At 48.7% G+C, this 22692-nt stretch carries 18 protein-coding genes, 1 tRNA gene, 1 riboswitch and 1 other annotated feature; of the genes, 10 read left to right on the top strand and 9 right to left on the bottom strand.

Annotated elements, in window-relative coordinates:
- Window positions 1-686: hypothetical protein (locus tag ACI4N7_RS09285; RefSeq protein ID WP_439733080.1), on the bottom strand; the 686-nt coding region annotated here is incomplete at its 3' end.
- 120 nt (window positions 687-806) lie between these two features.
- Window positions 807-1721 (bottom strand): LysR family transcriptional regulator, encoded by a 915-nt coding sequence (locus ACI4N7_RS09280; protein ID WP_439733079.1) that lies wholly within the window; start codon window positions 1719-1721, stop codon window positions 807-809.
- Window positions 1722-2241: 520 nt separating this feature from the next.
- Between ACI4N7_RS09280 and fsa the strand changes: the two genes are divergently transcribed.
- The 3 genes from fsa to ACI4N7_RS09265 all read left to right on the top strand — a co-directional run bounded on the left by fsa (window position 2242) and on the right by ACI4N7_RS09265 (window position 5593).
- A complete protein-coding gene (gene fsa / locus ACI4N7_RS09275; protein ID WP_439733078.1) occupies window positions 2242-2889 on the top strand; it encodes a fructose-6-phosphate aldolase in 648 nt (215 codons plus the stop codon).
- A 209-nt stretch (window positions 2890-3098) separates the two neighbouring features.
- Entirely contained in the window at window positions 3099-4424 is a 1326-nt protein-coding gene (locus ACI4N7_RS09270; RefSeq protein ID WP_439733077.1) for an MATE family efflux transporter, read from the top strand.
- 119 nt (window positions 4425-4543) lie between these two features.
- Window positions 4544-5593, top strand: a complete 1050-nt coding sequence (locus ACI4N7_RS09265; RefSeq protein ID WP_439733076.1) for a uroporphyrinogen decarboxylase family protein — start codon at window positions 4544-4546, stop codon at window positions 5591-5593.
- Between the two features lie 411 nt (window positions 5594-6004).
- Here ACI4N7_RS09265 and ACI4N7_RS09260 read toward each other — a convergent pair whose 3' ends face one another.
- The 3 genes from ACI4N7_RS09260 to potE all read right to left on the bottom strand — a co-directional run bounded on the left by ACI4N7_RS09260 (window position 6005) and on the right by potE (window position 9862).
- A complete protein-coding gene (locus ACI4N7_RS09260) occupies window positions 6005-6865 on the bottom strand; it encodes an EamA family transporter (RefSeq protein ID WP_439733075.1) in 861 nt (286 codons plus the stop codon).
- 200 nt (window positions 6866-7065) lie between these two features.
- Window positions 7066-8226, bottom strand: a complete 1161-nt coding sequence (locus ACI4N7_RS09255; RefSeq protein WP_439733074.1) for an aminotransferase — start codon at window positions 8224-8226, stop codon at window positions 7066-7068.
- A 292-nt stretch (window positions 8227-8518) separates the two neighbouring features.
- On the bottom strand, window positions 8519-9862 hold the full coding sequence (gene potE, locus ACI4N7_RS09250; RefSeq protein ID WP_439733073.1) for a putrescine-ornithine antiporter: 1344 nt from the start codon (window positions 9860-9862) through the stop codon (window positions 8519-8521).
- 1510 nt (window positions 9863-11372) lie between these two features.
- On the opposite strand from potE, the gene greA reads away from it, so the two are divergent.
- From greA to ACI4N7_RS09235, 3 genes are all read left to right on the top strand, one after another.
- The gene (greA, locus tag ACI4N7_RS09245) at window positions 11373-11846 is read left to right on the top strand and encodes a transcription elongation factor GreA (RefSeq protein ID WP_439733072.1); all 474 of its coding nucleotides are present in this window, start codon (window positions 11373-11375) and stop codon (window positions 11844-11846) included.
- Between the two features lie 36 nt (window positions 11847-11882).
- Window positions 11883-13823, top strand: coding sequence for a lysine--tRNA ligase (gene lysS, locus ACI4N7_RS09240; protein ID WP_439733071.1), 1941 nt, complete (start codon window positions 11883-11885; stop codon window positions 13821-13823).
- A 93-nt stretch (window positions 13824-13916) separates the two neighbouring features.
- Window positions 13917-14044: riboswitch (THF riboswitch) on the top strand.
- A 46-nt stretch (window positions 14045-14090) separates the two neighbouring features.
- A complete protein-coding gene (locus ACI4N7_RS09235; RefSeq protein ID WP_439733070.1) occupies window positions 14091-14636 on the top strand; it encodes a folate family ECF transporter S component in 546 nt (181 codons plus the stop codon).
- 167 nt (window positions 14637-14803) lie between these two features.
- Here ACI4N7_RS09235 and ACI4N7_RS09230 read toward each other — a convergent pair.
- The 4 genes from ACI4N7_RS09230 to ACI4N7_RS09215 all read right to left on the bottom strand — a co-directional run bounded on the left by ACI4N7_RS09230 (window position 14804) and on the right by ACI4N7_RS09215 (window position 18544).
- Window positions 14804-14879: transfer RNA gene (locus tag ACI4N7_RS09230), tRNA-Ala, on the bottom strand.
- A gap of 149 nt (window positions 14880-15028) precedes the next feature.
- Window positions 15029-16534, bottom strand: a complete 1506-nt coding sequence (locus ACI4N7_RS09225; protein ID WP_439733069.1) for an IMP dehydrogenase — start codon at window positions 16532-16534, stop codon at window positions 15029-15031.
- Window positions 16535-16878: 344 nt separating this feature from the next.
- A complete protein-coding gene (locus tag ACI4N7_RS09220) occupies window positions 16879-17439 on the bottom strand; it encodes a TetR/AcrR family transcriptional regulator (protein WP_439733068.1) in 561 nt (186 codons plus the stop codon).
- A gap of 271 nt (window positions 17440-17710) precedes the next feature.
- Window positions 17711-18544: a MetQ/NlpA family ABC transporter substrate-binding protein gene (locus ACI4N7_RS09215; protein WP_439733067.1), complete on the bottom strand. Its 834-nt coding sequence runs from the start codon at window positions 18542-18544 to the stop codon at window positions 17711-17713.
- 47 nt (window positions 18545-18591) lie between these two features.
- Window positions 18592-18840, bottom strand: a binding site (T-box leader).
- Window positions 18841-19249: 409 nt separating this feature from the next.
- On the opposite strand from ACI4N7_RS09215, the gene ACI4N7_RS09210 reads away from it, so the two are divergent.
- From ACI4N7_RS09210 to ACI4N7_RS09195, 4 genes are all read left to right on the top strand, one after another.
- Window positions 19250-19756, top strand: coding sequence for a MarR family winged helix-turn-helix transcriptional regulator (locus ACI4N7_RS09210; protein ID WP_439733066.1), 507 nt, complete (start codon window positions 19250-19252; stop codon window positions 19754-19756).
- Window positions 19757-19949: 193 nt separating this feature from the next.
- Window positions 19950-21062 (top strand): HlyD family secretion protein, encoded by a 1113-nt coding sequence (locus ACI4N7_RS09205; RefSeq protein ID WP_439733065.1) that lies wholly within the window; start codon window positions 19950-19952, stop codon window positions 21060-21062.
- Window positions 21043-22170, top strand: a complete 1128-nt coding sequence (locus ACI4N7_RS09200) for an ABC transporter permease (RefSeq protein WP_439733064.1) — start codon at window positions 21043-21045, stop codon at window positions 22168-22170. Before ACI4N7_RS09205 ends, ACI4N7_RS09200 begins: the two co-directional genes overlap by 20 nt.
- A gap of 11 nt (window positions 22171-22181) precedes the next feature.
- On the top strand, window positions 22182-22610 hold the full coding sequence (locus ACI4N7_RS09195) for a universal stress protein (RefSeq protein ID WP_439733063.1): 429 nt from the start codon (window positions 22182-22184) through the stop codon (window positions 22608-22610).
- The last annotated feature ends 82 nt before the right edge of the window (window positions 22611-22692 follow it).

The raw sequence follows: 22692 nt of genomic DNA, 5'->3' as shown, positions 1-22692 counted from the left end.
AGCGGATTTACCAGGCGGATAATCCATTTTTCTCCTCCTGTGAATCTGCTGTTATATTTTCTGGCTGTATCTTCGTATCGTTTTCTGAGGTCCGTCACCGTTTCTTCCAGGGTGGTCATGGTTTTTACAGCAGTATCGGAACGCATATCCCTGCCGCATACCGGACAGAGGGGAGGTTTGATGAAGTCCCGGTTGACTCTGGATCTGCAGTGGGGGCAGAAAACAAAGTCGGAAGAAAATTTCTTTTCATTCTGCTGCCTGGTGTAGGAGGACAGCTTCTCTTCCTTTTCCCGGAGTCTTTTTTCAAGGGATATCATTTTCGGAGAAGGGGCTATGCCGATTTTATATTTTACGGCATAGGAGGTGGGAACCGTTTTCAGATATTCCAGTGCCTGGGTCCGGGTATTGCATACCTTTTCCTTGAAGAAGAGCCCCTTGAATACTTTATTGGCTTCTCTTTTGCCGAAGCCTTCCTTCAGCATGTCTTCCTTCATGGTATCTTTCATCCATTGGGAAGGTTTGGTCAGGTCAAATTCCCAGATTTTTTCTTTCCAGGCATGGCTGGCGGCAGTTTCTCCGGCAGAGGGGGCGGCCTTTTCTTTTTTCTCTGCTTTCTTTTTATTTTCCCCGGCAGGGGCAGGCTGGGAGAAGAGGCTCTCTTCTTCCAGAACCATTTTCTTTTTCATGACATCCTCCTTATAGGGTGACAGGATCATTGTTTTGAGTACATGAACAACTATAAACCATATCTTCCTTTTCAGCAACATAAAAAAAGAAGCTGCCCGGCAGGGGCAGCTTCCATAGACTTATCTTTCCGGCGGAAGTCCGGCATATTCTCTGGCAAAATCAGAGAAGTTGTCAATAATGTATTTTTTCAGCATTTCTGCAGGAGGAGAGAGTTTCTCGCCCTTCTTCCAGGACAGGCTGATGTAGCGCTGGCAGCTGGGAGAAGCAATGGGGACAAGGGCTACATGGTCGCCGCCTACACCATGCCAGGTAATGCGGGGCGCGAAGGAAACGCCCAGACCAGCCCGGATAAATTCACGGACGGTCATGGGACTGTCGCTTTCCAGAACCACATGGGGGACAAAACCTGCCATGCGGCAGTAGAAATCGGTAATGGTACGGAGGCTGGCGCCTGCTTCCAGGGAGATGAATCCTGCTTTTTCAAATTCATCCAGATTGACGGAAGATTTGCGGGCGTGAGGATCGGTATCCGGCATAGCCAGCATAATGTCTTCCTTCAGCAGAGTCACAGAGTGATCATTCTCTATGGGGTTAATGGAGGAGGACAGGAAGAGATCCACATGATTCTGGCTCTGCTGTCCCGGCTTGTTATGCTGCTGCAGGATTTCAAAGCGGATGTCCGGATGCTCCTGGCGGAAACGGGTCAGGAAAGACGGAATAATCATGGATGCGGCAAAAAGTGAAATGGTCACTGTCAGCTTCTGGGCTTCCTTGGTATCAGCCAGCTCCTTCTGTGCACCGTGGAGTTCCTGCATAATGCGGTTGGTATGCCGGAGAAGGATTTCGCCGTACTTGGTGAGCACAATATTTCGCCCGCTTCTTGAAAAAAGAGGCACTCCCAGTTCCGTTTCCAGCACTTTAATGGTATGGGAAAGGGAAGGCTGGGAAATATGAAGGGCTTCAGCAGCACGGGTCAGATGCTGGAGCTCAGCTGTTTTCTGGAAATAGCTCAAAGCGAGGAGCGTTAATTTCATAGTATCCCCCTCAATTCCAAATGATGGAATTTAAATAAAATTGATAGATTCTTTCCTTTAATTATACACTCTGCTCTATCAATAATCAATAAACATAAAATATCATGCATTGCAATTTAGGAGTTGGAAAGAATGATTCATTCCTGCCGGAGTCGTGAAATCATAGATAATATCAAAGACTGTGGGGCGTATTTGGAAAAACAGGAGGGATAGGAGAGGATCTATAAAATAATTTTATAAAAATTACTATTTAATTCATGAAACCAGGCATCGGAAAGTACTGATTCGATTCAGTGAAGAAATCAGGGCTTCCAGGCAGACAGTGATTGTTATATCTTTTAAAGGATCTGTTCGGTCAGGAAGCATGACTGAATGGCCTGCTTTTTCTGTAGGAAAGAAAGCAGAAGAGACGGAGCGGGCGATTCTCCAGCAGTTTGGAAGAATCTGCATTTTTCCGTTGACAGAAGGGGCGGTTGGTGCAACAATGTATAACATAGTCTTGTGAAAAGGAGATAAAAATATGGAACTTTTTATTGATACCGCTGATGTAGAGGCCATCCGCAAAGCGAATGACATGGGATTCATTTCCGGTGTAACAACAAACCCTTCCCTCATTGCCAAAGAAGGAAAGGATTTTCATGCAACCATTAAAGAAATTGCTTCTATTGTGGACGGACCTATTTCCGCTGAAGTGCTTGCTGATGATGCAGAGGGCATGATCGAAGAAGGCAAGGTACTGGCTGCTCTGGATCCTCATGTAGTGGTTAAGATTCCGATGACGCCGGAAGGAATGAAAGCTGTCAAGGGATTGAAAAAACTGGGCATCCGCACCAATGTGACCCTGGTATTTTCTGCCAACCAGGCACTGCTGGCAGCCCGTGCCGGCGCTTCCTTCGTCAGTCCTTTTGTAGGCCGTATTGATGATATCGGCTGGGATGGCGTAGAACTTATCCGTACCATTTCTGAAATTTTTGAGCTGCACGGCATTGAAACCAAGATTATTGCCGCTTCTATCCGCAAGCCCCAGCACATTATGCAGTGCGCTCTGGCCGGTGCAGACATTGCCACCGTTCCTTTCCAGGTGCTCATGGATGCCATGAAACATCCACTGACAGACAATGGAATCGCACGGTTTAAGGCTGACTGGGCAGCAGCTCATATGAAATAAGACAGAACCTGTAAACACCGGAGTTATCCGGTGTTTTTTTATGAAAAAATGTCTGGCAATGAAAAGGAAATTTTAGAAGCGCTTTTCATCACAGGATTTCTTCAGGATGCGGGAATTCCGGTTTTCTCTAACCTTCCTGCCGATTATAATAAAGGATAAACAGACATCAGGCTGCAGAGAGACAACAGGGGTCATAACAGGGGGAAACTATGAGAACCATTGACTTTACATCGGGAAGCATCTTTCGAAAAATCCTGCTTTTTTCGCTGCCCTTGATGGTGGGAAATGTATTTCAGCAGCTGTATAACGTGGTGGATACGCTGGTGGTGGGAAAGTTTCTGGGAGAAGCGCCTCTGGCAGCCGTCGGAAGCGCCTATACGCTCATGATTTTTCTCACCTCCATTCTGATCGGTCTTTCCATGGGAAGCAGTGTATATTTTTCCCTCTGCTTCGGCAGGAAAAATTTTGATCGTATGCGGCAGTCCATTTATATTTCCTTCCTTTCCATAGGTGCGCTGACTCTTGTCATGAATGGAGCAGTGTATTTTCTGCTGGATTCGCTGATCCGGTTTATGCAGGTGCCTTCGGAAGTGGTTCCCTATATCCGGGAGTATTTATGGTGGATTTTTTCCGGTCTGCTGGCGGTGTTTCTGTATAATTTCGGTGCGGCCCTTCTCCGGGCCGTGGGGGATTCTGTGACACCGCTGGTTTTTCTTATCATTTCTTCCCTCTTGAATGCGGCACTGGATATTCTTTTCGTGGTATATCTGGGCTGGGGTGTGGCAGGCGCCGCCCAGGCTACTGTGATTTCCCAGTATGTTTCCGGCGCCGGTATTTTTCTCTACTGTCTTTTGGGAAGGCAGGATTTCCATATTTCCGGAAAGGATATGACCTGGGATAGAAAGGTTTTCCTGGATATGTCGCAGCTTTCCCTTCTGACCAGTCTGCAGCAGAGCATCATGAATTTTGGCATTCTGCTTGTGCAGGGGCTGGTGAACAGCTTCGGCACTACGGTGATGGCCGCCTTTGCAGCAGGAGTGAAAATTGATACCATAGCCTATTCCCCGCTTCAGGATTTCGGAAATGCTTTTTCCACCTATGTGGCACAGAACTATGGCGCAGGAAACAGGGATCGGATCAGACAGGGGATCAAAACAGCAGGAAAGATGATATTCATTTTTTCTCTGCTGGCCAGTGGTATCGTATCCTTCCTGGCGCCCCTGCTCATGGGATTCTTCGTGCCGGAAACGGCAGAGGACGTGGTGGCAGTGGGCAGCCGGTATCTCCGTATAGAAGGAAGCTGCTATCTGGGGATAGGCATTCTTTTCATGCTCTATGGTTTCTACCGGGCAGTCAAGCGGGCGGCTGTGAGTGTTGTTTTAACCGTCCTTTCTCTGGGAACAAGGGTGGTACTGGCTTATTTTCTTTCTTCCTTTCCGGAAATCGGCGTGACCGGCATCTGGCTGTCCATCCCCATTGGCTGGGCTCTGGCGGATATGTATGGTATGATAAAAGGGTATAGATTGGTAAGATAGCGGGCTGGTGAAACCGTATCGGTGAAATGCAGCGTCCTGCGGGTGCTCTGTATCATGCACCTGTCGGAACCGCAGCCCTTTTGAACTATAAAATCCTGTTTCTCCAAAGGAGGGATATTATGAAAAAGAAAATCATATCGGCCATGACGAAAAAGGAGCGTATCCAGGCCGCCATTCGGGGTGAGGAAGTGGACCGGGTGCCCTATTCCCTGTGGACACATCTGCCCATGATTGACCTGGATCCTGTAAGCAATGCGGAACATACCTATGATTTTTACAAAAAATATGATGTGGATATACTGAAAACCATGAATAACGGCATGTACAGTGTGGAAGACTTCGGCGCCAAAACGGATTTCAGTGAAATCCCGAAGGGCGGTGTGGCCAGGATCCTGGATACGCCGGTGAAGGAGCCGGAAGACTGGCTCCGGATACATCCCGTTTCCGTCAATGAAGGGGCTCTTGCCAGGGAGCAGAAATACCTGAAACTCCTGCTGAACAAGACCAAAGGGGAAGTGCCGGTGGTATTTACGGTTTTCAGCCCTCTGACCACTGCCAATAAGCTCTGCCCTTCCATGATGGATCATATCCGCCAGGGACATGGAGCCAAGGTGAAAGAAGCGCTGAAGTCCATTACGGAAACCACCTGTGCCCTGGTACAGCGGGTGATCGAACTGGGGGCTGACGGCATATTTTTTGCCACCCAGCTTTCTTCCTATGACCTGGCGGAAGAGTCTTTCTACCGGGAATACGGTATGCCCTATGATCTGGCTGTTCTTTCCGCTTCCTCGGGCTGGTGCAATGTGCTCCATGCCCATGGAAAAAATATCATGTTTCCTCTTCTTAGAAAGTATCCGGTGCAGATTTTCAACTGGCATGCCTGGGAGTCCCTGCCGGAAGTAGGAGAAGCGCAGCTGCTGACGGGAAAATGCATTATGGCGGGGCTCGAGCGGATGGATATTACGGAACACCACAAAAATGAAATCGAATGCCAGATTTATGAAACCCTGAAACAGACCGGCGGCAGGAAGGTTATCCTGGCTCCCGGCTGTGTGATTCGATATCCCCTGGATGAAGAAATGCTCTCCTTTGTGAGAAAAGCGAAGGAAGAAATCGAAGGGAAACTGTTCCTGCAGGGAGCAGGTTCTTCCCCGAGAAAACGGCAGTGAGACAGTTTTTCCTGTGTATATACAGAGAGGAATGAAAGGGCCCTGAAGAAAGGCCTCCTTCCTGCCTGTCATGCGCATATCCCTGAAGGAACAGGTGGAAAGGGGGAGAAAACTTCGAATATTTATTGTTTCTCTCCGGTATACCAAATATCAAAGCAAAATTTCGGAAGAAGAATCTGCCAGCTATTATGACAGCACAGTACATATGCTTTCTCCGGCCGAATCACTGAGGAGAAGGACCTGCCATGCTGTCGTCTGCGGCAGGAAGATGATTCGGAGTTTTTACACTGTAAAAAGCAGCTCTGCAGAGCTGCTTTTTTTGTATGGTGAAAGCAATCAGGGACACAGGGGGCCTGCTGCTGATGATTCTGTATGTATGACGGACAAATGACGTCCAGGCCGGTTTCCCGGCTAATCGCCTGCTCCGGCGGCAATCCCCAGGCCGATAAGTGCTATGCCTGCCCACTGGGGGCCTGAAATGGATTCGCCCAGCACCATGAAAGCCATAAGGAGGGCTACCGGCAGTTCGGAAGCGGCAAGAATGCTACCCAGCCCCGGCCCTATATGGGGCATGCCCCAGGAAAAGAGGAAAGGCGGAAGAGCTACACCGAAGAGGCCCAGAAGAAGACCGTAGGGAATGAGAGAAGGCCAGGAAGCAGTGTCTAAAAGGAAAACCGGCGGCAGGACAAGAAATGTAAATAACGTATCTCCGCCGGCCATGAGAGCACCCTTGACTGCAGGGGACAGGCCTTTTCCCAGAAGAGAGCTGGATGTGAGGACAGCAGTATAGGAAAGGGCAGCCAGAAGTCCCCAGATCATGCCGGAAGAGAAGGTAAAGGATTCTCCCTTTTCGAACAATCCGGCAGCCAGGATTGTTCCCGACAGGCAGAAAAGAATGGAAAGAATCTGTTTCTTTTTCGGCTTTTTTCTGAAGAAGATGCATTCGGCGGCAGATCCCATCCAGATGGACTGGAAGAGAAAAACGACGGCCAGAGAGGCAGAAAGGGTTTCCAGAGAATGATAATAAAACATGGTCGTAAGCGCTATGGGAATCCCCCCTGCCGCTACGGTAAGCACCTGAAAAGGACTGAGCCGGCGCCTGTGCGCAGCAGGCAGAGCCAGGCAGAGAAAGAGGGTGCCGAAAAGGCACTGCAGACCGCTTACATCGGTGAGAGTCAGACCGGAAGCGTAGGCAGTCTTGACAAAGGTGGAAAGAATTCCATAGCAGGCACCTCCGGAAAAGACAATAAATGCATAAAATCCCTTGTTCATGGTTTTCCTCCATAAGAAAAGCACAGTGCTCGAAAAAAGCACTGTGCGGCGAAAACAGAAAATTCTGAAAAAATCCACAACCTTCAGCGGAAAGGTTTTATTAATGTTAATACAATATATCATATGGTGGAGGAAAAAGCAAGAAAGAAGACAGGCAGCAGCATATGACAAGCAGAGTGCCCGCTGGCAGTTCTCCTGTCTCAGGCCTCGGATGGCCGGGAGCTTCCGGCCTTTCCTGCTTCCAGGGAACGGAAGAAAGTGCTCATGGCATGAAGCCCCTTTATCAATGTGTCTTTATCGGCGGCATAGCCGATACGCATGGAGTGAGGTTCATTGAAGCAGTCTCCCGGAGTAACGAAGGCACCGCAGGTTTCATACATCTGCCGGCAGAGGGTATAGGAATCTACAGGAAAATCATAGTAAACCAGGGCGGTGGTGCCTGCATGCGGCTTTACATAGGAAATATGGGGTTCTTTTTGAATCCAGTCATCCAGAATGGCCAGATTTTCCCGAATGATCTTTTTATTTCTTTCAAGGATTTTCTCCTTAGCGGAAAGGGCCAGGGAGGCAATGGCGTCATCAATCATGCCGCAGCTGATCAGATTATAATCCCGATGAGACCACATCTGTTTCAGGGCTTCCTTATCATGGGTGGCAATCCAGCCCAGCCGGATACCGGCCAGAGAGAATACCTTGGACATGGAGGAGGTGGAAATCCCTTTTTCGTAGAGATCCACAATGGAGGGCTGCCATTCTTCATCCTGGGTCAGATGGCGGTAGACTTCATCCACCAGCAGGTAGGCATGGCAGCTCTGCGCAATGGCGGCGGCTTTCTCAAGGATTTCCTGCGGAATCAGGGCGCCGGCAGGGTTGTTGGGATTGTTGAGGCAGATCATTTTCACACCGCCTTCTGCCAGTCTTTTCAGTTCATCTATGTCGGGAAGGTATCCATTTTCTTTTTTCAGGTGCATGATTTTTACCCGGGCGCCCAGAGATGCAGGAATGGAGTAAAGCTGCTGGTAGGAGGGCATAATGGAAATCACTGTATCTCCCGGATTGATGAGGGAATAGAAAACATGGTGATTGGCTCCGGCAGCGCCGTGGGTAGGAACAATTTCATCAGGCTTTATGGTACGGTACAGGGAGGCTATACCGTTCTTCAGTTCGGGAGAACCTTCTATGGCACCATAGGTGAGCCGGCGGGAGCAGAGTCTGCTCAGGAATGATTCCTTGTCCGTTCCGGACAGAGAAAACAATTCATCCAGAGAAATGGAATCTACACAGGTTTCTGCAATGTTGTACAAGGCTCCTGTTTCATAGGCATTCATCCATTCTTCTACGGCAAAGGGGTTAATGTTCATGATATTACCTCCTGTAAAAAAAAGAGGGCTTATTCCTGCCTTTCAATGGCCTGAGCCATATCCACCTGCAGCAGGAATAAACCCTCTTTGCTCCCTATCCGGTGACAGGGAAGAGTTTCATATGAATATGTGTTTACTTTATCATGAAGAGCCGTTTCTGTCAAATAAAGGACAGCATTATAGGAAACCATAGAAGATTATTTTCTTTTTCGATTCCGGATTTTGAAATCCGGCCATCTTTCCCATAGAAAAACTCCTCCGGACAGGTCCGAAGGAGTTTTTATTTTATGACTTATTTCTTATCAATAGGCGGATAGGTGGAAACTCTTGCTGCCGGTGCATAACGGAGGCGGGAAGAGATGAGGGCATAAATCACAAGACCCATAGCTGCCACAAAAGCGCCTTCCATAATGACGGTCCAGCCACAGCCGTATACTGCATAGCAGCTGTATATACCGCCTACGATAGCTGCTGCATTAGCCAGCTTTGCTTTATCATGGGGAATGCCTTCAGCTTTCTGCAGGTCCGCTACTGCGGCCATTGCCAGAAGGTAAGGAATGAGGTTGATCATGACAGCCAGGTTAATAAGCACATTGAACTGTTTCAGAAGAGTGGGGCTCATGGTGGAAAGGGTCATGATCACCTGGATGGCAACCAGAGATCCGATAGCCACATAGGGAGAACGGAAACGGTTAACCTTGGACAGGAATTTCGGGAAAAGACCGATGGAGGATGCTTCTCTTGCTACCTCGGATACGGTGAACTGCCATGCGGTGAGAGATACGAAGCAGGAGCATACAAGCATGCAGGAAACAATATATCCTGCTTTGTCTCCGAACATGGTGGCATAGGCCAGTCCGAAAGGAGCACCGGATTTCATGAGTTCCTGGTAGGGAACAAGGCCGCCGATGATAGCAGTGGAAGTGGTGTAGCAGGCACCTGCCAGAAGTGTACCGGCCAGTACGGCGATGGGTACGTTCTTTTCCGGATTCTCAACAGTGTCGGAATTGGCGCAGGCAGTTTCCAGACCAAGGAAAGCCCAGATGATAACGGCAATGGAGTCTTTCATGGTTTCATAGAATGGCAGGTTTCCGGGGTTCCAGGCTTCTGTATAGATACCGGTATCAAAGAAGAAGAAGCCGAAGAGGAGAAGGCCTACCACTGGAGAAACGACACAAAATACGCCAAGAGAGCTGAACTTGCCGAATTTCTTGGGGCCAACCAGGCTGATGGTGGCTGCCAGGATCAGGACACCGATGGTGGCCATGCACACTTCTACAGGAGAAAGGGTGAGGCCGAAAACGAAGGATCCATAGCTGACGACGCCGCTGGCGATGGCTGCATTCGCAATAATCAGTGAAATGGTATAGCAGAAGTTGGAAAGGAAATTTCCTGCTCTGCCGAAACGATATTCTGCATAACCGCCCATGCCGCCGACTTTGGAGGTATGCATGCCGCAGCGGGCAAAGGCATAGGCAAGGATGGTGGCGCCGATGGAGGCCAGAATCCATGCAAAGATTGAAACTGTTCCGATTTCCGCCAGTGTGGCCGGAAGAAGAATAATACCGGAACCCATCATGTTGATGGCTGTTACTGTTGTGAGTTGTACCACTCCCATTTTTTTGCTCTTAGACAAGGTTTGTTCCCTTCTTTCTTAATCCAAATCGTGCTCTTGCTCACGATGGGGGAAAAATATTGTCCCGGGTAAACCGGATGATGCAGTCATGAAATCATCAAGGCATGCATGAACCCCATTTGCTTTCAATAAAGGTGAAAGAAACAGGGCATAAAGAAAACCATCCGTCATCAGATAACGGTTCGCTGCTCAACTGCACACGGGGCAGGGCGCGATGAATTTTTATTTACTGCAATATACCATAAATGAAATCAGATGACAAGGCTTTTTTTCAAAAAAATTTGTAAATTTTTTACATCGAACTCATATGGACTTTTGAGAACTTTTAAGGAAAACGATGAAAAACGGCAAAAAATACTGTCTATCATGGTTTGCCATGGATTGGAATGATACATCATGATGTATTGCAGAATTTCATGACAAAAATGCAGAAAACCCCGAAACGCCCATGGGGCGGCGCTTTCGGGGGTTCGGCCCTGGATTTCCAATTGAATATCGTGCATAAAATTGTAATAAATATAAATAAAAATACAAATATAAAATAGATGCCTAAATTTCTATTGGCCCGGTACTCCCCGAAACAGGCTCATATGGCCTCAAATAACCCCACATCAGAAATTTTTGCAAATTAATTGAGAAATGAGAAGGAATAATGAGAATAGAATATTTTTTCTTGGATTTCCTAGAAAAATATTTTATAAGAAAACAGGCTGCTTTCCTTGGAGTAAAGAGAAGGAAATGCTAAAACAGATGGGATGCCAACTGCTTCACCGCCAGGAGAGACAGGGGGGAAAAGGATGCACAGGACGGTCATGGACATATTCCGGGAGACAATGCCCTGTTTAAATTTCCGCATGGTAAAAGTGGATATGACGAAAAATATATCAGCGGGACGCACAGAAGATCCGGTTTGCCTCCGGAAGAGTTTCTCTCAGTCGGCTGGAGGCGGAGGTAACATATGGTACCGTATAGGGCAGGAACAGGGCGATGCAGGTAATGACCATGATATCCATGGTATTGTACAGGGGCAGAATGAAGTATATATCATCCGGAACAGCATGGCATGAGTCCGATGACAGGAACGATGGCAGAAAACATTTCCGGCAGAGGTCCAAGACCTTCCGGAAACCTGCCTGCCATTCCCTGCCGTCGGCACGCGCAGAGGACGATGGCCTTACATAAAGGCACAGGGGGCAGCGGAGGTGAGGCCCGGAAGAAAACTGTTTCCCTAAGTGGAAAGGGCTGTGCTGCTTTCCGTGAAAAGTACCTGATCATGGCGAAGGTAAAATTGCCGGCAGCCAGGCCGAAGCAGCGAAGTCTGATCATATAAAAAGTATTCATCTAAACGGTATGGTTAAAACGGTGGCTCTTTCCATGGAAACGGGAAAGTCTGCGTAAACTGTTTGACTAAGGGATTCATTTTGCTATATACTATGAAATATGCCCTGTTCAGGAATAGATATAAGTGTCTATATAAGGTATAAGTATTAAAGAAAAGAGGCAGATTGTTATGGCAGAAATGCAGCGTACTCTGGTTACCAGAGAAGGCCTTGAAAAAATGCAGAAGGAACTGGATGATCTCCGTTCCACAAAACGTGCGGAAATTGCACAGCGCCTGAAGGCCGCCATCGCAATGGGCGACCTTTCCGAAAACTCCGAATATGATGAAGCAAAGAACGCCCAGGCTTTCCTGGAAGGCCGTATTCTTCAGCTGGAACAGCAGATCCGTACAGCCCAGGTTATTGAAAAAGGCACGAAGGACAGAGTGGATGTAGGTTCCACCGTTCTGATTGAAGATATGGAAGAACATCTTCAGGAAAAGGTCACCATCGTGGGCTCCACTGAATCCAATCCCTTTGAAGGCCGCATTTCCAATGAATCCCCGGTAGGAAGAGCTCTCATGGGCGCCAAGGCCGGAGATACAGTGGAAGCGGAAGCACCAAACGGCGTTTTGAAATACAAAGTCATTTCGATTGAAGAATAATTCTTTGATTGATTTGACAGGAAATGAGGTTAAGGAATGACAGAAAATAAAAACCAGAATAAACAGCAGAGCGGTCCGAAACTGAATGACCAGATGCTTATCCGCCGTGAAAAACTGGAAAAAATCCGTGCCCTTGGGGTAGAACCCTATGGCCAGAGATTTGACTGGGATCATCATGCGGCAGATATCCGCAGGGAAGCAGAACAGCTGGAAAAAGAGGAAACCCATGTCCGTATTGCCGGCCGGATCATGATCCGCCGCGGACAGGGCAAGACAGCGTTCTGTGTGCTCCGTGATCAGACCGGGGACATCCAGGTTTATTTCAAGAGAGACGAACTGCCGGAAAAGGAATGGGCGCTCTTCAAGCTGGTGGATATCGGCGATATCCTTGGCATTGAAGGCACCGTATTTACCACCCATACGGGAGAACTGACCGTACGGGTTCTCCATTTCACCATGCTGTCCAAGTCCCTCCGCCCGCTGCCGGAAAAATGGCATGGCCTTACGGATAAGGAACAGCGCTACCGTCAGAGATATCTGGATCTCATCATGAATCCGGAAGTACGGGAAACCTTTGTGAAGAGAGCAGCCATGATGTCTGCCATCCGCAAATGGTATACGGACCATGATTTCCTGGAAGTGGAAACTCCGGTACTCCAGCCTCTGTATGGCGGAGCCAATGCAAAACCCTTTACCACCCATTTCAATGCACTGGATATGACCATGTACCTTCGCATTGCACCGGAACTCTACCTGAAGCGTCTTCTGGTAGGCGGCTATGAACGGATTTTTGAAATTACAAGAAACTTCAGAAATGAAGGCATGGATACCCGTCATAACCCGGAATTTACCGCTATTGAAACCTACCAGGCCTACGGGGACATTGAAGATGTCATCAACCAGACAGAACAGATTGTGGCTGCCTGCGCTATGGCATCCTACGGCTCCATGAAATTTACCTATGAAGATACGGAAATCGATGTGACTCCGCCCTGGCCGAGACTGACCATGGCAGAAGCAGTGAAGAAATATACCGGTGAAGACTTTGACGCCTGCAAGACCATTGAAGATGCCAGAGCCATTGCGGACAAGCTCCATGTAGAATATGGAGAATTCGACGGCTTCGGCAAGATCCTTTCCGAATGTTTCGATGCCTACGTGGAAGAACACCTCATCCAGCCGGTGCACATTACAAAACATCCTATTGAAGTATCTCCTCTTTCCAAACTGGATCCCAAGGATCCCAGATACACCATCCGTTTTGAATCCTATATCTACGGACGGGAACTGGCAAACGGCTTCTCTGAATTAAACGATCCCATTGACCAGAGAAAACGGTTTGAACTGCAGGTAGAAGAAAGAAAACACGGCGATGAGGAAGCCCATCCGATTGATGAGGATTTCCTGACAGCCCTGGAATACGGCATGCCGCCTACCGGCGGACTGGGGATCGGCCTTGACCGTCTCTTCATGCTCATGACCAATTCCGCCTCTATCCGTGATGTCCTTCTGTTCCCTGCCATGAAACCGGAAACGGCACTGGAAAAGAAGACAGCCCGGGAAGCGGAAGAACTGGCTAAGGCAGAAGATGAAGCTCCCATTGATTTCTCCAAAGTAGAAATTGAACCGCTTTTCAAAGACTATGTCGATTTTGATACCTTCAGCAAATCCGACTTCCGTGCAGTCAAGGTTAAAGCCTGTGAAGCCGTGCCGAAGAGCAAGAAGCTCCTGAAATTTACGCTGGATGACGACACAGGAGAAGACCGCATCATCCTTTCCGGCATTCATGCCTACTATGAACCGGAAGATCTGGTGGGAAAGACACTGATTGCCATTGTCAATCTCCCGCCCCGCAGGATGATGGGCATTGATTCCTGCGGTATGCTTCTGTCTGCCATTCATCACGAAGAAGGAGAAGAAAAACTGCATCTCCTTATGGTAGACCGTCATATCCCTGCCGGTGCCAAACTGTATTAATCCATACCGGACTAATAAAAAGCTGCCTTTACAGGGCGGCTTTTTTATTGCAATTTTCCGGCAGGGTGATATACTGTAACATATTTATAGAGAAGCAGAGTAAGTATCGGCGCGCAGGAAAAGGACGAAAGATCCTTTTCCGCCAGTGCCGGATGGACGGGGAGTTGTCATCCGGACGAAAAGCAGGCATGCTTGCGGTGCCCATACTGCATCCCGCTGCTGCATGGAGGCCTTTTCCATGCAGCTTTGCATGAAGGAGGTCTTTTTATGATGCAGAAAAACAGAGAAAAAGAAATGGTTTTGCTGGGAATACTGACTGCCCTGGCTGTACTTTTGTCCTACATTTTTGCGATTCAGACACCTTTTGTCAGAATCACCTTCGGGTTTCTTCCCATTGCCCTGGCAGGCGCACTCTACGGTCCGTGGAAAGGCGGACTGGTGGCGGCTCTTTCCGATTTCATAGGCACCGCCTGCCTGGGAACAAGCATTTTCTTTCCGGGATTTCTGATTTCCGGCTTTCTCACCGGATGGATTTACGGGAAATTTTTCTATCACCGCCGACTCACGGTCCGTTATGTATGCATTCCCTTCTTCCTGGTGATGGTATTTATCCATCTAGGTCTCAATACTCTCTGGCTTGTACTTTACTATGACAAGGCAGCCTCTGCCATTTTTATGAGCCGCCTGATTAAAAACATCATCTGCTATCCCATGGAGGTGGGTCTTTTCATGCTCCTTTATGAGAAAGTGTATGACCGGATATTCTTTCTGACTGTGGGAAGAAACGCAGCACTGGCAGAAGATAGGAAATAGACTATAGAAGATAGACGATAGAAAATAGAAGGCAGAAGATAGAAAATAGAGGCACGCGGTGAAGCGGCTGCCCAATCAAAAAAAGAAGCGCTGATTCAATCAGTGCTTCCTAAGGAAATGGGATGCCGCTTTTCCATTAAAAAACCGCCCCGCAGGGCGGAATAGTATGGTGGAGACGAAGAGGATTGAACTCTCGACCTTACGGATGCGAACCGCACGCTCTCCCAGCTGAGCTACGTCCCCATATATGTATATTGTACAAAGGGCTCTCATGAATTGCAAGGAAAGGGCTGATTGAACCGGCTCTTTCCCTCTCTTCACCGTATGACACAAAAAAGGAAGCACTCCGAAAAGTGCTTCCTTTTTTAATTTCATCGTTATGGTGATTATAATTAACGGTCGCTGCCGTCTTTTTCTTTCCGAATGACGTCGTGGGCGCCGCCTTCCACAATGGAAGTAGCGGATACCAGGGTCAGCTTGGCTTTCTTCTGCAGTTCCGGAATGGTAATGGCACCGCAGTTGCACATGGTAGCTTTGATCTTTGCACAGGTCTTTTCCACGTTTTCTTTCAGCGGACCTGCATAAGGAACGTAGGAGTCTACTCCTTCTTCAAAGGCCAGCTTCTTACTGCCGTCCAGATCATAGCGGGCCCAGTTTCTGGCGCGGTTGGAACCTTCGCCCCAGTATTCCTTCACCACAGTGCCGCCTACGGTTCTCTTCTGGGTCGGGGATTCATCAAAGCGGGCGAAGTATCTGCCCAGCATAACGAAATCGGCGCCCATGGCAAGAGCCAGGGTAATATGATGGTCATACACAATGCCGCCGTCGGAGCAGACCGGTACATAAATGCCGGTTTCCTTGTAGTATTCATCTCTGGCCTGGCAGACTTCGATGAGTGCGGTAGCCTGGCCGCGGCCGATACCCTTGGTTTCACGGGTAATGCAGATGGAACCGCCGCCGATACCTACCTTGACGAAATCAGCACCGGCCTTGGCGAGGAAGAGGAATCCGTCTCTGTCTACCACATTGCCTGCGCCGACTCTGACTTTGCCGTTGTATTTATCATGAATCCAGTTCAGGGTAATTTTCTGCCATTCGGAGAAGCCTTCGGAAGAATCGATGCAGAGTACATCAGCTCCTGCATCCACCAGTTTCGGCACCCGTTCTTCGTAATCTCTGGAGTTAATGCCGGCGCCGACGATGAACCGCTTCTGTGCATCCAGCATTTCGTTGGGGTTTTCCTGATGGGAATCGTAATCCTTACGGAATACGAAGCCGTAGAGCTTGCCGTCATCAAAAAGGACAGGCAGGGAATTGATCTTGTTGTCCCAGATAATATCATTCGCTTCAGACAGGGTGATGCCGTACTTGGCAGTTACCAGTTTTTCCAGAGGAGTCATGAAGTTCTTTACCTTTTCCGATTTGTCCATGCGGCTGATACGATAGTCACGGCTGGAAACGATGCCTACCAGCTTGCCGCCGGAAGTGCCGTCATCGGTAATGGCTACTGTGGAATGACCGGTCTTGGCTTTCAGTGCCAGTACATCAGCCAGTGTATTTTCCGGGGAAAGGTTGGAATCGCTCGGTACGAATCCTGCTTTCTGTGCTTTGACTCTGGCAACCATGGCTGCTTCCTCTTCCGGGGTCTGGGAACCGTAGATGAAAGAAATGCCGCCGTTTCTTGCCAGCTCTACGGCCAGTCTTTCACCGGATACGGCCTGCATGATTGCAGATACCATCGGAATATTTAATGTAATAGCCGGTTTTTCGCCTTTTTTGAATTTCACCAGTGGTGTCTTCAGGGATACGTTTGCGGGAATGCAGTTCGTATCGGAATATCCCGGAATCAGAAGATATTCATTAAAGGTATGTGCCGGTTCATTAATATAGGTTGCCATCATTTCCTCCTTGAATCAAAAAATTCCATAACAGGGTATTAAGGATAAATATACATCTTTCCCCGCAAAGGGTCAAGTGCTTTTTATACTAAGGAACCGCTGCTATGTTTCATATTATATTTTTAAACATTATAGCCTAAATTGTCGGGGGAGAAAAGAGGGAAAATCATTTGACTCCCGAGGCTGCATATGGGGCAAAGCCTCTTCCCGCGAACATGGACTGGAATGGGCTGATTGAGCGTTGAATCCGGATTTTGGGTGTCCGGCTCTTTTCCTGCTGCCCCTGTTTTTCCCAGGCAGGGCAGAAACATAAAAAAACGCCGCTGCAGGCGGCGTTTGGACAGTTACAGAAGCGGCTTGATCACAGCCCGGAAGTAGGAATCCAGTTCTTCTGGCGTTTCCTTCATATCCCTTCTTACCCACCACTGCACCATTTCCACAAAGCTTCCGGAAATATGGTTCAGCAGAAATTCTTCCGGCACCGGGCAGGCAGGGGTCTTGTCCTTCAGAAGATAGGAGGAAATCAGACGGCTCAGGCTGGCTTTGAAAAAGCGGAGAAAAATATCACTGCTTTCTGACGTCAGAAGATCCCGGATATGGTTGGTATTGGCATCAATGTGCTGCAGCAGGTGGCAGAATACAGGATCCGGCACCCCCGGGGCCATATGGGAATCGCTGGGGACGTTGTCATGCATGACACCTTCTATGATGTGATCAAAAAGTTCCCCGCACATTTCTTTCAGAAGGCTGTCCTTGGCTTCAAAATGGGCATAGAAGGTACTCCTTCCAATATTGGCGCGGTCAATAATATCCTGGATAGTGATTTTAGAGTAGGGCTTTTCCGATAAGAGCGCACTGAACGCGCTGAAAATAGCCGCTCTTGTTTTTTGCTGGCGACGGTCCATACATACTCTCCCTGTTCTATTGATTTATAGTACGATTTGTTCATTATTATTCATAGTGTAATATAATTGGCGCCGCAATGCAAGTTGTTCCGTGGGAGACACTGCAAATTTAACCTTTATTTACTCTTTCCTTATTAATCTGCCATTATTCGGCAGGATAGGACTTATATAACCATCAAAAAAGATGAGAAAGCGCTTTTACTCTCTCATCTTTTTATGGAAAATCAGGAAGAGACTGTCCGGGATTCAGCGGTCCTGGAAATCACTGCTTTTAGAAGGTTGCTTTAATGGCGCCGTTGTATTTCTTGTTTATGAAATCCTTGGCTTCCTGGCTGTTCAGGGCTTTCATGAGCTTCTGCAGTTCCGGACGGTTTTCATCGCCTGCTCTTACAGCAACGATATTGGCATAGGGGGAGTCGGAGCTTTCTGTGTAAATGGCGCTCTTGGGATCCAGTTTGGCTTCCAGGGCAAAGTTCATGTTAATGACGGCAATATCCGCATCTTCCAGGGAGCGGGGAAGCTGAGGCGCTTCCAGTTCGGAGAACTGGAGATTTTTCGGGTTTTCTGCAATGTCCTGGGGTGTTGCGGTAATGGGCGCACCGTCACGCAGCTTGATGAGGCCTGCAGACTGAAGAACCAGCAGAGCGCGGCCGCCGTTGGTGGGATCGTTGGGGATAGCTACATGAGCGCCGTCAGGAAGAGATTTGATATCTTTGATCTTGGAAGAATACACGCCCATTGGTTCCAGATGGACGGTGCCGATGGATTTCAGGTCAAGGCCCCGGGATTTGCAGAATTCGTCCAGATAGGGCTTGTGCTGGAAATAGTTGGCATCCAGGCTCTTGTCATTCAGTGCCAGGTTCGGCTGTACATAGTCCGTGAACTCCACAATTTCCACATTGACCCCTTCCTTGGCCAGCTGGTCTTTTACGGCATTCAGGATTTCTCCATGGGGAACGGGGGAAACGCCAACTTTGATGGTGACGGCTTTGTCCGCAGCGGCGGATTTGGCCGGAGCGGCTGCCTTCTGGTCTCCGCAGCCTGCGATGAATCCTGCGGCTGCCAGTACGGCGATGGATGCGATCAGGGTCTTCTTGTAATTCATAATACTCCTCCTATGCTTTGTTCTGATAAATAAAAAACCTTCCTCCCATAAGGGACGAAGGAAATATGTTCGTGGTACCACCCATGTTTACTTTTCCGTCACCGGAAAAGCCTTATGAAGTACGCCGGCTCTGCCGCCATGATACTTCTCTTCTGTAACGGGAATTCCCGGTCTGCCTGACTATTCAGCAGAGAGGCTCAGAGGCCATGTTCGGCAGGACTTCCAAGACCCCTTCTCACCATAGGGGGCTCTCTTTGCTCTTCTTTCCCGCTTACTCTTCTCTTCACTGCCTTATGAAGTTGCAAATAATATAGCACTATTTCCTGCCGTCCGTCAAGAGGCATTTTCAGGAAGGATCGAAGCGGAAAAACATCCAATCCTTTTTGTTCAGTTTTATTTTGCGCATTAATCGGATCGAGAAGGCAAAGACCTGAATTTCATAAATCCTTTTATGAGATGTTTCACTAAAAGTTCATAAAACAGCCTGCTGTGCCTATCTTCTTCTCTTCCTGCTGCATCGGAAGGCAGCAGTGAAATTCGAAAATGATTCAATCACCGATTAATTCAAAAATGAAATCCGGGGAGGCTTTTATCTGTATTTTTCTGCTGCCGAACCTGCTTTTTATGAAAATTCATCCTTTGACAAATGGGAAAAAGTTAGTTACTATTTATTTAGCTAGCTTACTAAATATTGCGGGAGGCACTATGTACAAGAATTTTATATTTCCATCCCGGGAAGAATTGGCAGCCCATGCCCGGACGATACCGGAAATTCATCCCGACGATGTGATCACCATGCTGACCGTCATGAAGGCGGCGGAAGAAATCAAAGGCCGGACGGATGATGTATTGGAAAGAGAATATCATATGTCCCAGGGCAAGCTCTGCGTCATGATCATTCTTCATCAGCACGAAGAGGGCATGGCTCCCTCTCAGCTGGCCCGGATGGCAGGCGTGACAAAGGCTACCATTTCTGTCATGCTGGGGCGCATGGAAAGGGACGGACAGGTGAATAAGTCTGTGGATCGGGAGGATGGCCGGGCCCGCCTGGTTTACCTTACCGACAAGGGAAGGAAGGAAATGGATGATATTCTTCCCGGACATTACGTACGTATTTCCAAGCTTATCGGCAAGCTGAATGAGACGGAAAAAAAGGAACTGGTTCGTCTCCTGCACAAAATTGTGGACGAATCACCTTCGGAGGGAAGCTGAAACCGTGAACAGGCTGCATGATCCTGCAGACGCTTATGAATGGCTGCAGGATCAGCGGCCGGGAATCATGGATAGAAGTATTTTACGCCCATATAATTAGCTGGCTAATTGATGAGCGCTCTGCGAAGAATCTTCGAAGTTTCCGGTTTTCTGAAAAGAAGCCGGTACTCCGATGAAAGGACGAGGAGGAACCATGAATATTCATAGTAAACCGGTGAAAATCGGATTGTTTTTTCTGGGGCTGATTGCTCTCTGCGGCGTGGTCCTGTTGTACAGGGGAAATGATGCAGTGGCCATGGCAAAGGAAAAAAGAGACGGCATTGTGACGGCAGAGCAGATTAAAGTGTCTTTTGATTCGGTCAGCGGCCGTCTGCTGAAGGAAGGCGTCAAGGAAGGGGATATGGTGAAAAAGGGAGACGTGCTCATGGTCATGGATCCTACGGACACTGATCTTTCCATTAAGAAACTGCAGGCCCAGATTGCCCAGCTGGATGCGGAAATCGGCTCCATGGCCGGTGACATTGACGTGGCCTATCAGAAGGCGGATACGGATGAGGTAGAGACCCATCGGCAGATTGACCAGCAGAAGGCGGTGCTGGCATCATCCCAGGCAGTGTATGAAAATAAATTGTCCGACTACAACAGAAAACGGCAGCTGGTGGATGCAGGTGCCATTTCCCAGCTGGAAATGGATAATATCGTGGCCAATCTCCGCACAGCGGAAGCAGATGTCAGGGCACAGAGAGAACTGCTGAACAAGCTCCTCGGCGGTGCAGAAGACAGGGACAATACGGAAGATATTGACCTTCCCACCATTTCCCAGGAAAGGCAGTCTGCCGATAACAAGGCCAATGATCTGGAATCGCTGAAGCAGCAGAAAAAGCAGCTGGAAGTAGCACTGGAACAGCAGGAAGTCAATAAGAAACGGCTTATCCTGACCGCCCCGGAGGATGGCAAGATCCTGAAGGTGATTGCCAAGGAAGGGGAAATGGTTTCCGCCAATACGCCGGTCATTCTTTTGGAAAGCAGCCGGTATTACTATGATATTTATCTGAATGAGGTAGAAAAGGGAAAGATGAAGGAAGGAGACCGGCTGACAGGACATACGGTTTCCGGGGATATCGAAGTGCCCGGCACGGTACGGCTTGTGGCCAGGGCGCCGGGATTTGCAGATTTCAAAATGTCCCGGGAAAAGAGCTCTGCCGATCTTACGGCCTTTCAGGTCAGAACCTATATTGACCGGGTTCCGGGCGTGGTTCCCGGCATGACCATCGAGGTGAACCGTCATGAATTCACTGAAAGATGAGATACATTTCCTTTTTTCGGGAAGGGGCATGCCCTACGAAAAGGTGTCGCTCATCGTGGCCATTGTCATTACGGTCTTCTTTACGGCGGCCATGGGCTACAATTACACCAGGGATGTAAATGTGGTGGTCGTGGATCTGGATCATTCCAGAACCAGCCAGGAAATGGTGGAGATGGTCAATTCTTCCCGTCATATGAAGGTAGGAACGGTGATTTACACACCGGCGGATCCGAAAACCTTTTTCTATGAAGATAAAGCCTATGCGGTTATCTGCCTTCCCAAAGACCTGGAGCGGGATTTGTATTCGGGACAGTCGGTGAATATCGGGCTGTACTGCGATTACACCAATATTGCGCTGACAGCAGATATTCAGACCGCCATGAATGAAATGACTGCGGAGCTCAATGCCATGAGCGCGGAGTCATCAGGCAGTTCCGGCGGCCTTGCCGTGAGCACCCGCTATCTGTTCAACCCGAGCAGCAGTACCAGTAACTCGGAAACAGAAGGTTTCCTTTTCTTCTTCTCCAGCATGTTCTTTACTTTTGCCACCATCGGCATGGTGCCAAGGCTTAAGCTGGAACACAAATGGGAAGCGCTCATGGAAAATGGCTCTCCCTTTGATCTGATGATGCGGATCCTGCCTTATATGGGATGCCTCATTACGGCTCTGATGGTGGGCATGGCTATCCTCAGGGTCTGGGGCAATATGGTCATTTCCGGAAATTTCCTTCTTTTCATGGGCCTGCAGATCTTTTACATCTGGGGCGTAGGCATGATGAGCATCCTCTTCGGATGGACGGCAGCCAATCCGGGCGTAGCATCCAGCCGTATGATTCTTTTTATTCCGGGAGGCTTTATCCTGGGCGGCCAGACGGCGCCTCTGGTCTTTATTCCATACTGGGCCCAGGTACTGTCCCATTTCTTCCCTCTCACCTGGGAATTCCACTTTGTGCGGGACATTCTCATGCGGGGAGCCGGATTTGGAGATATTATGCAGGAAATCGGCGCTTTCTTCCTGTATCTTCTGGCCATTGCCGCTTTTTTCTGCCTTCGCTTTGAAAAGGTCAGAAAGGATTATCTGCGTGAAAATGCAGTCAAAGTGCAGTAGGAGGTCATCGAATGGAAATCAGAAAGATTCTGATCCCTCTGGACGGATCACAGGAATCAGCCAAAGCCTTTGCCTGGGGGCTGGATATGGCGGAAAAGTATCATTCCGAGCTGGTGCTTGTCCATGTGGTGGACATGAATGAAAAAATGACGGCTTTGGACCAGGTGACCATGAGCGGCTACGTACCTTCGGAAATCATGGAGGAAGGATACCGTCTGCTCAGCCAGTTTGCACGGAAGGTGCCACCCTCGGTGAAGCTGGAAACTATGGTACGCATTGGGGCGCCGCCGCAGACTCTGTATTCCCTGTGGAAGGACACCGGAGCAGACCATATTGTCATGGGCAGCCGCGGTCTGGGAGCGGTAAGGAGCATCGTCATGGGCAGCGTGAGTCAGTACGTTCTGCACCATGTCACATGCTCGGTGACTATTGTGAGGTAGAAGGCTGATAAGCTGGCGGATTGGTAAGACAGCAGGCTGGTTAGACATTCGGACAGTATTTTTCCACGCCCCTGATGCCGGC

The organism is Dialister sp. (genome assembly GCF_051885895.1).
Lineage (GTDB): Bacteria > Bacillota > Negativicutes > Veillonellales > Dialisteraceae > Dialister.
Note: the sequence above shows the minus strand (reverse complement) of the source record. Positions and strands in the feature narration are given on the sequence as shown.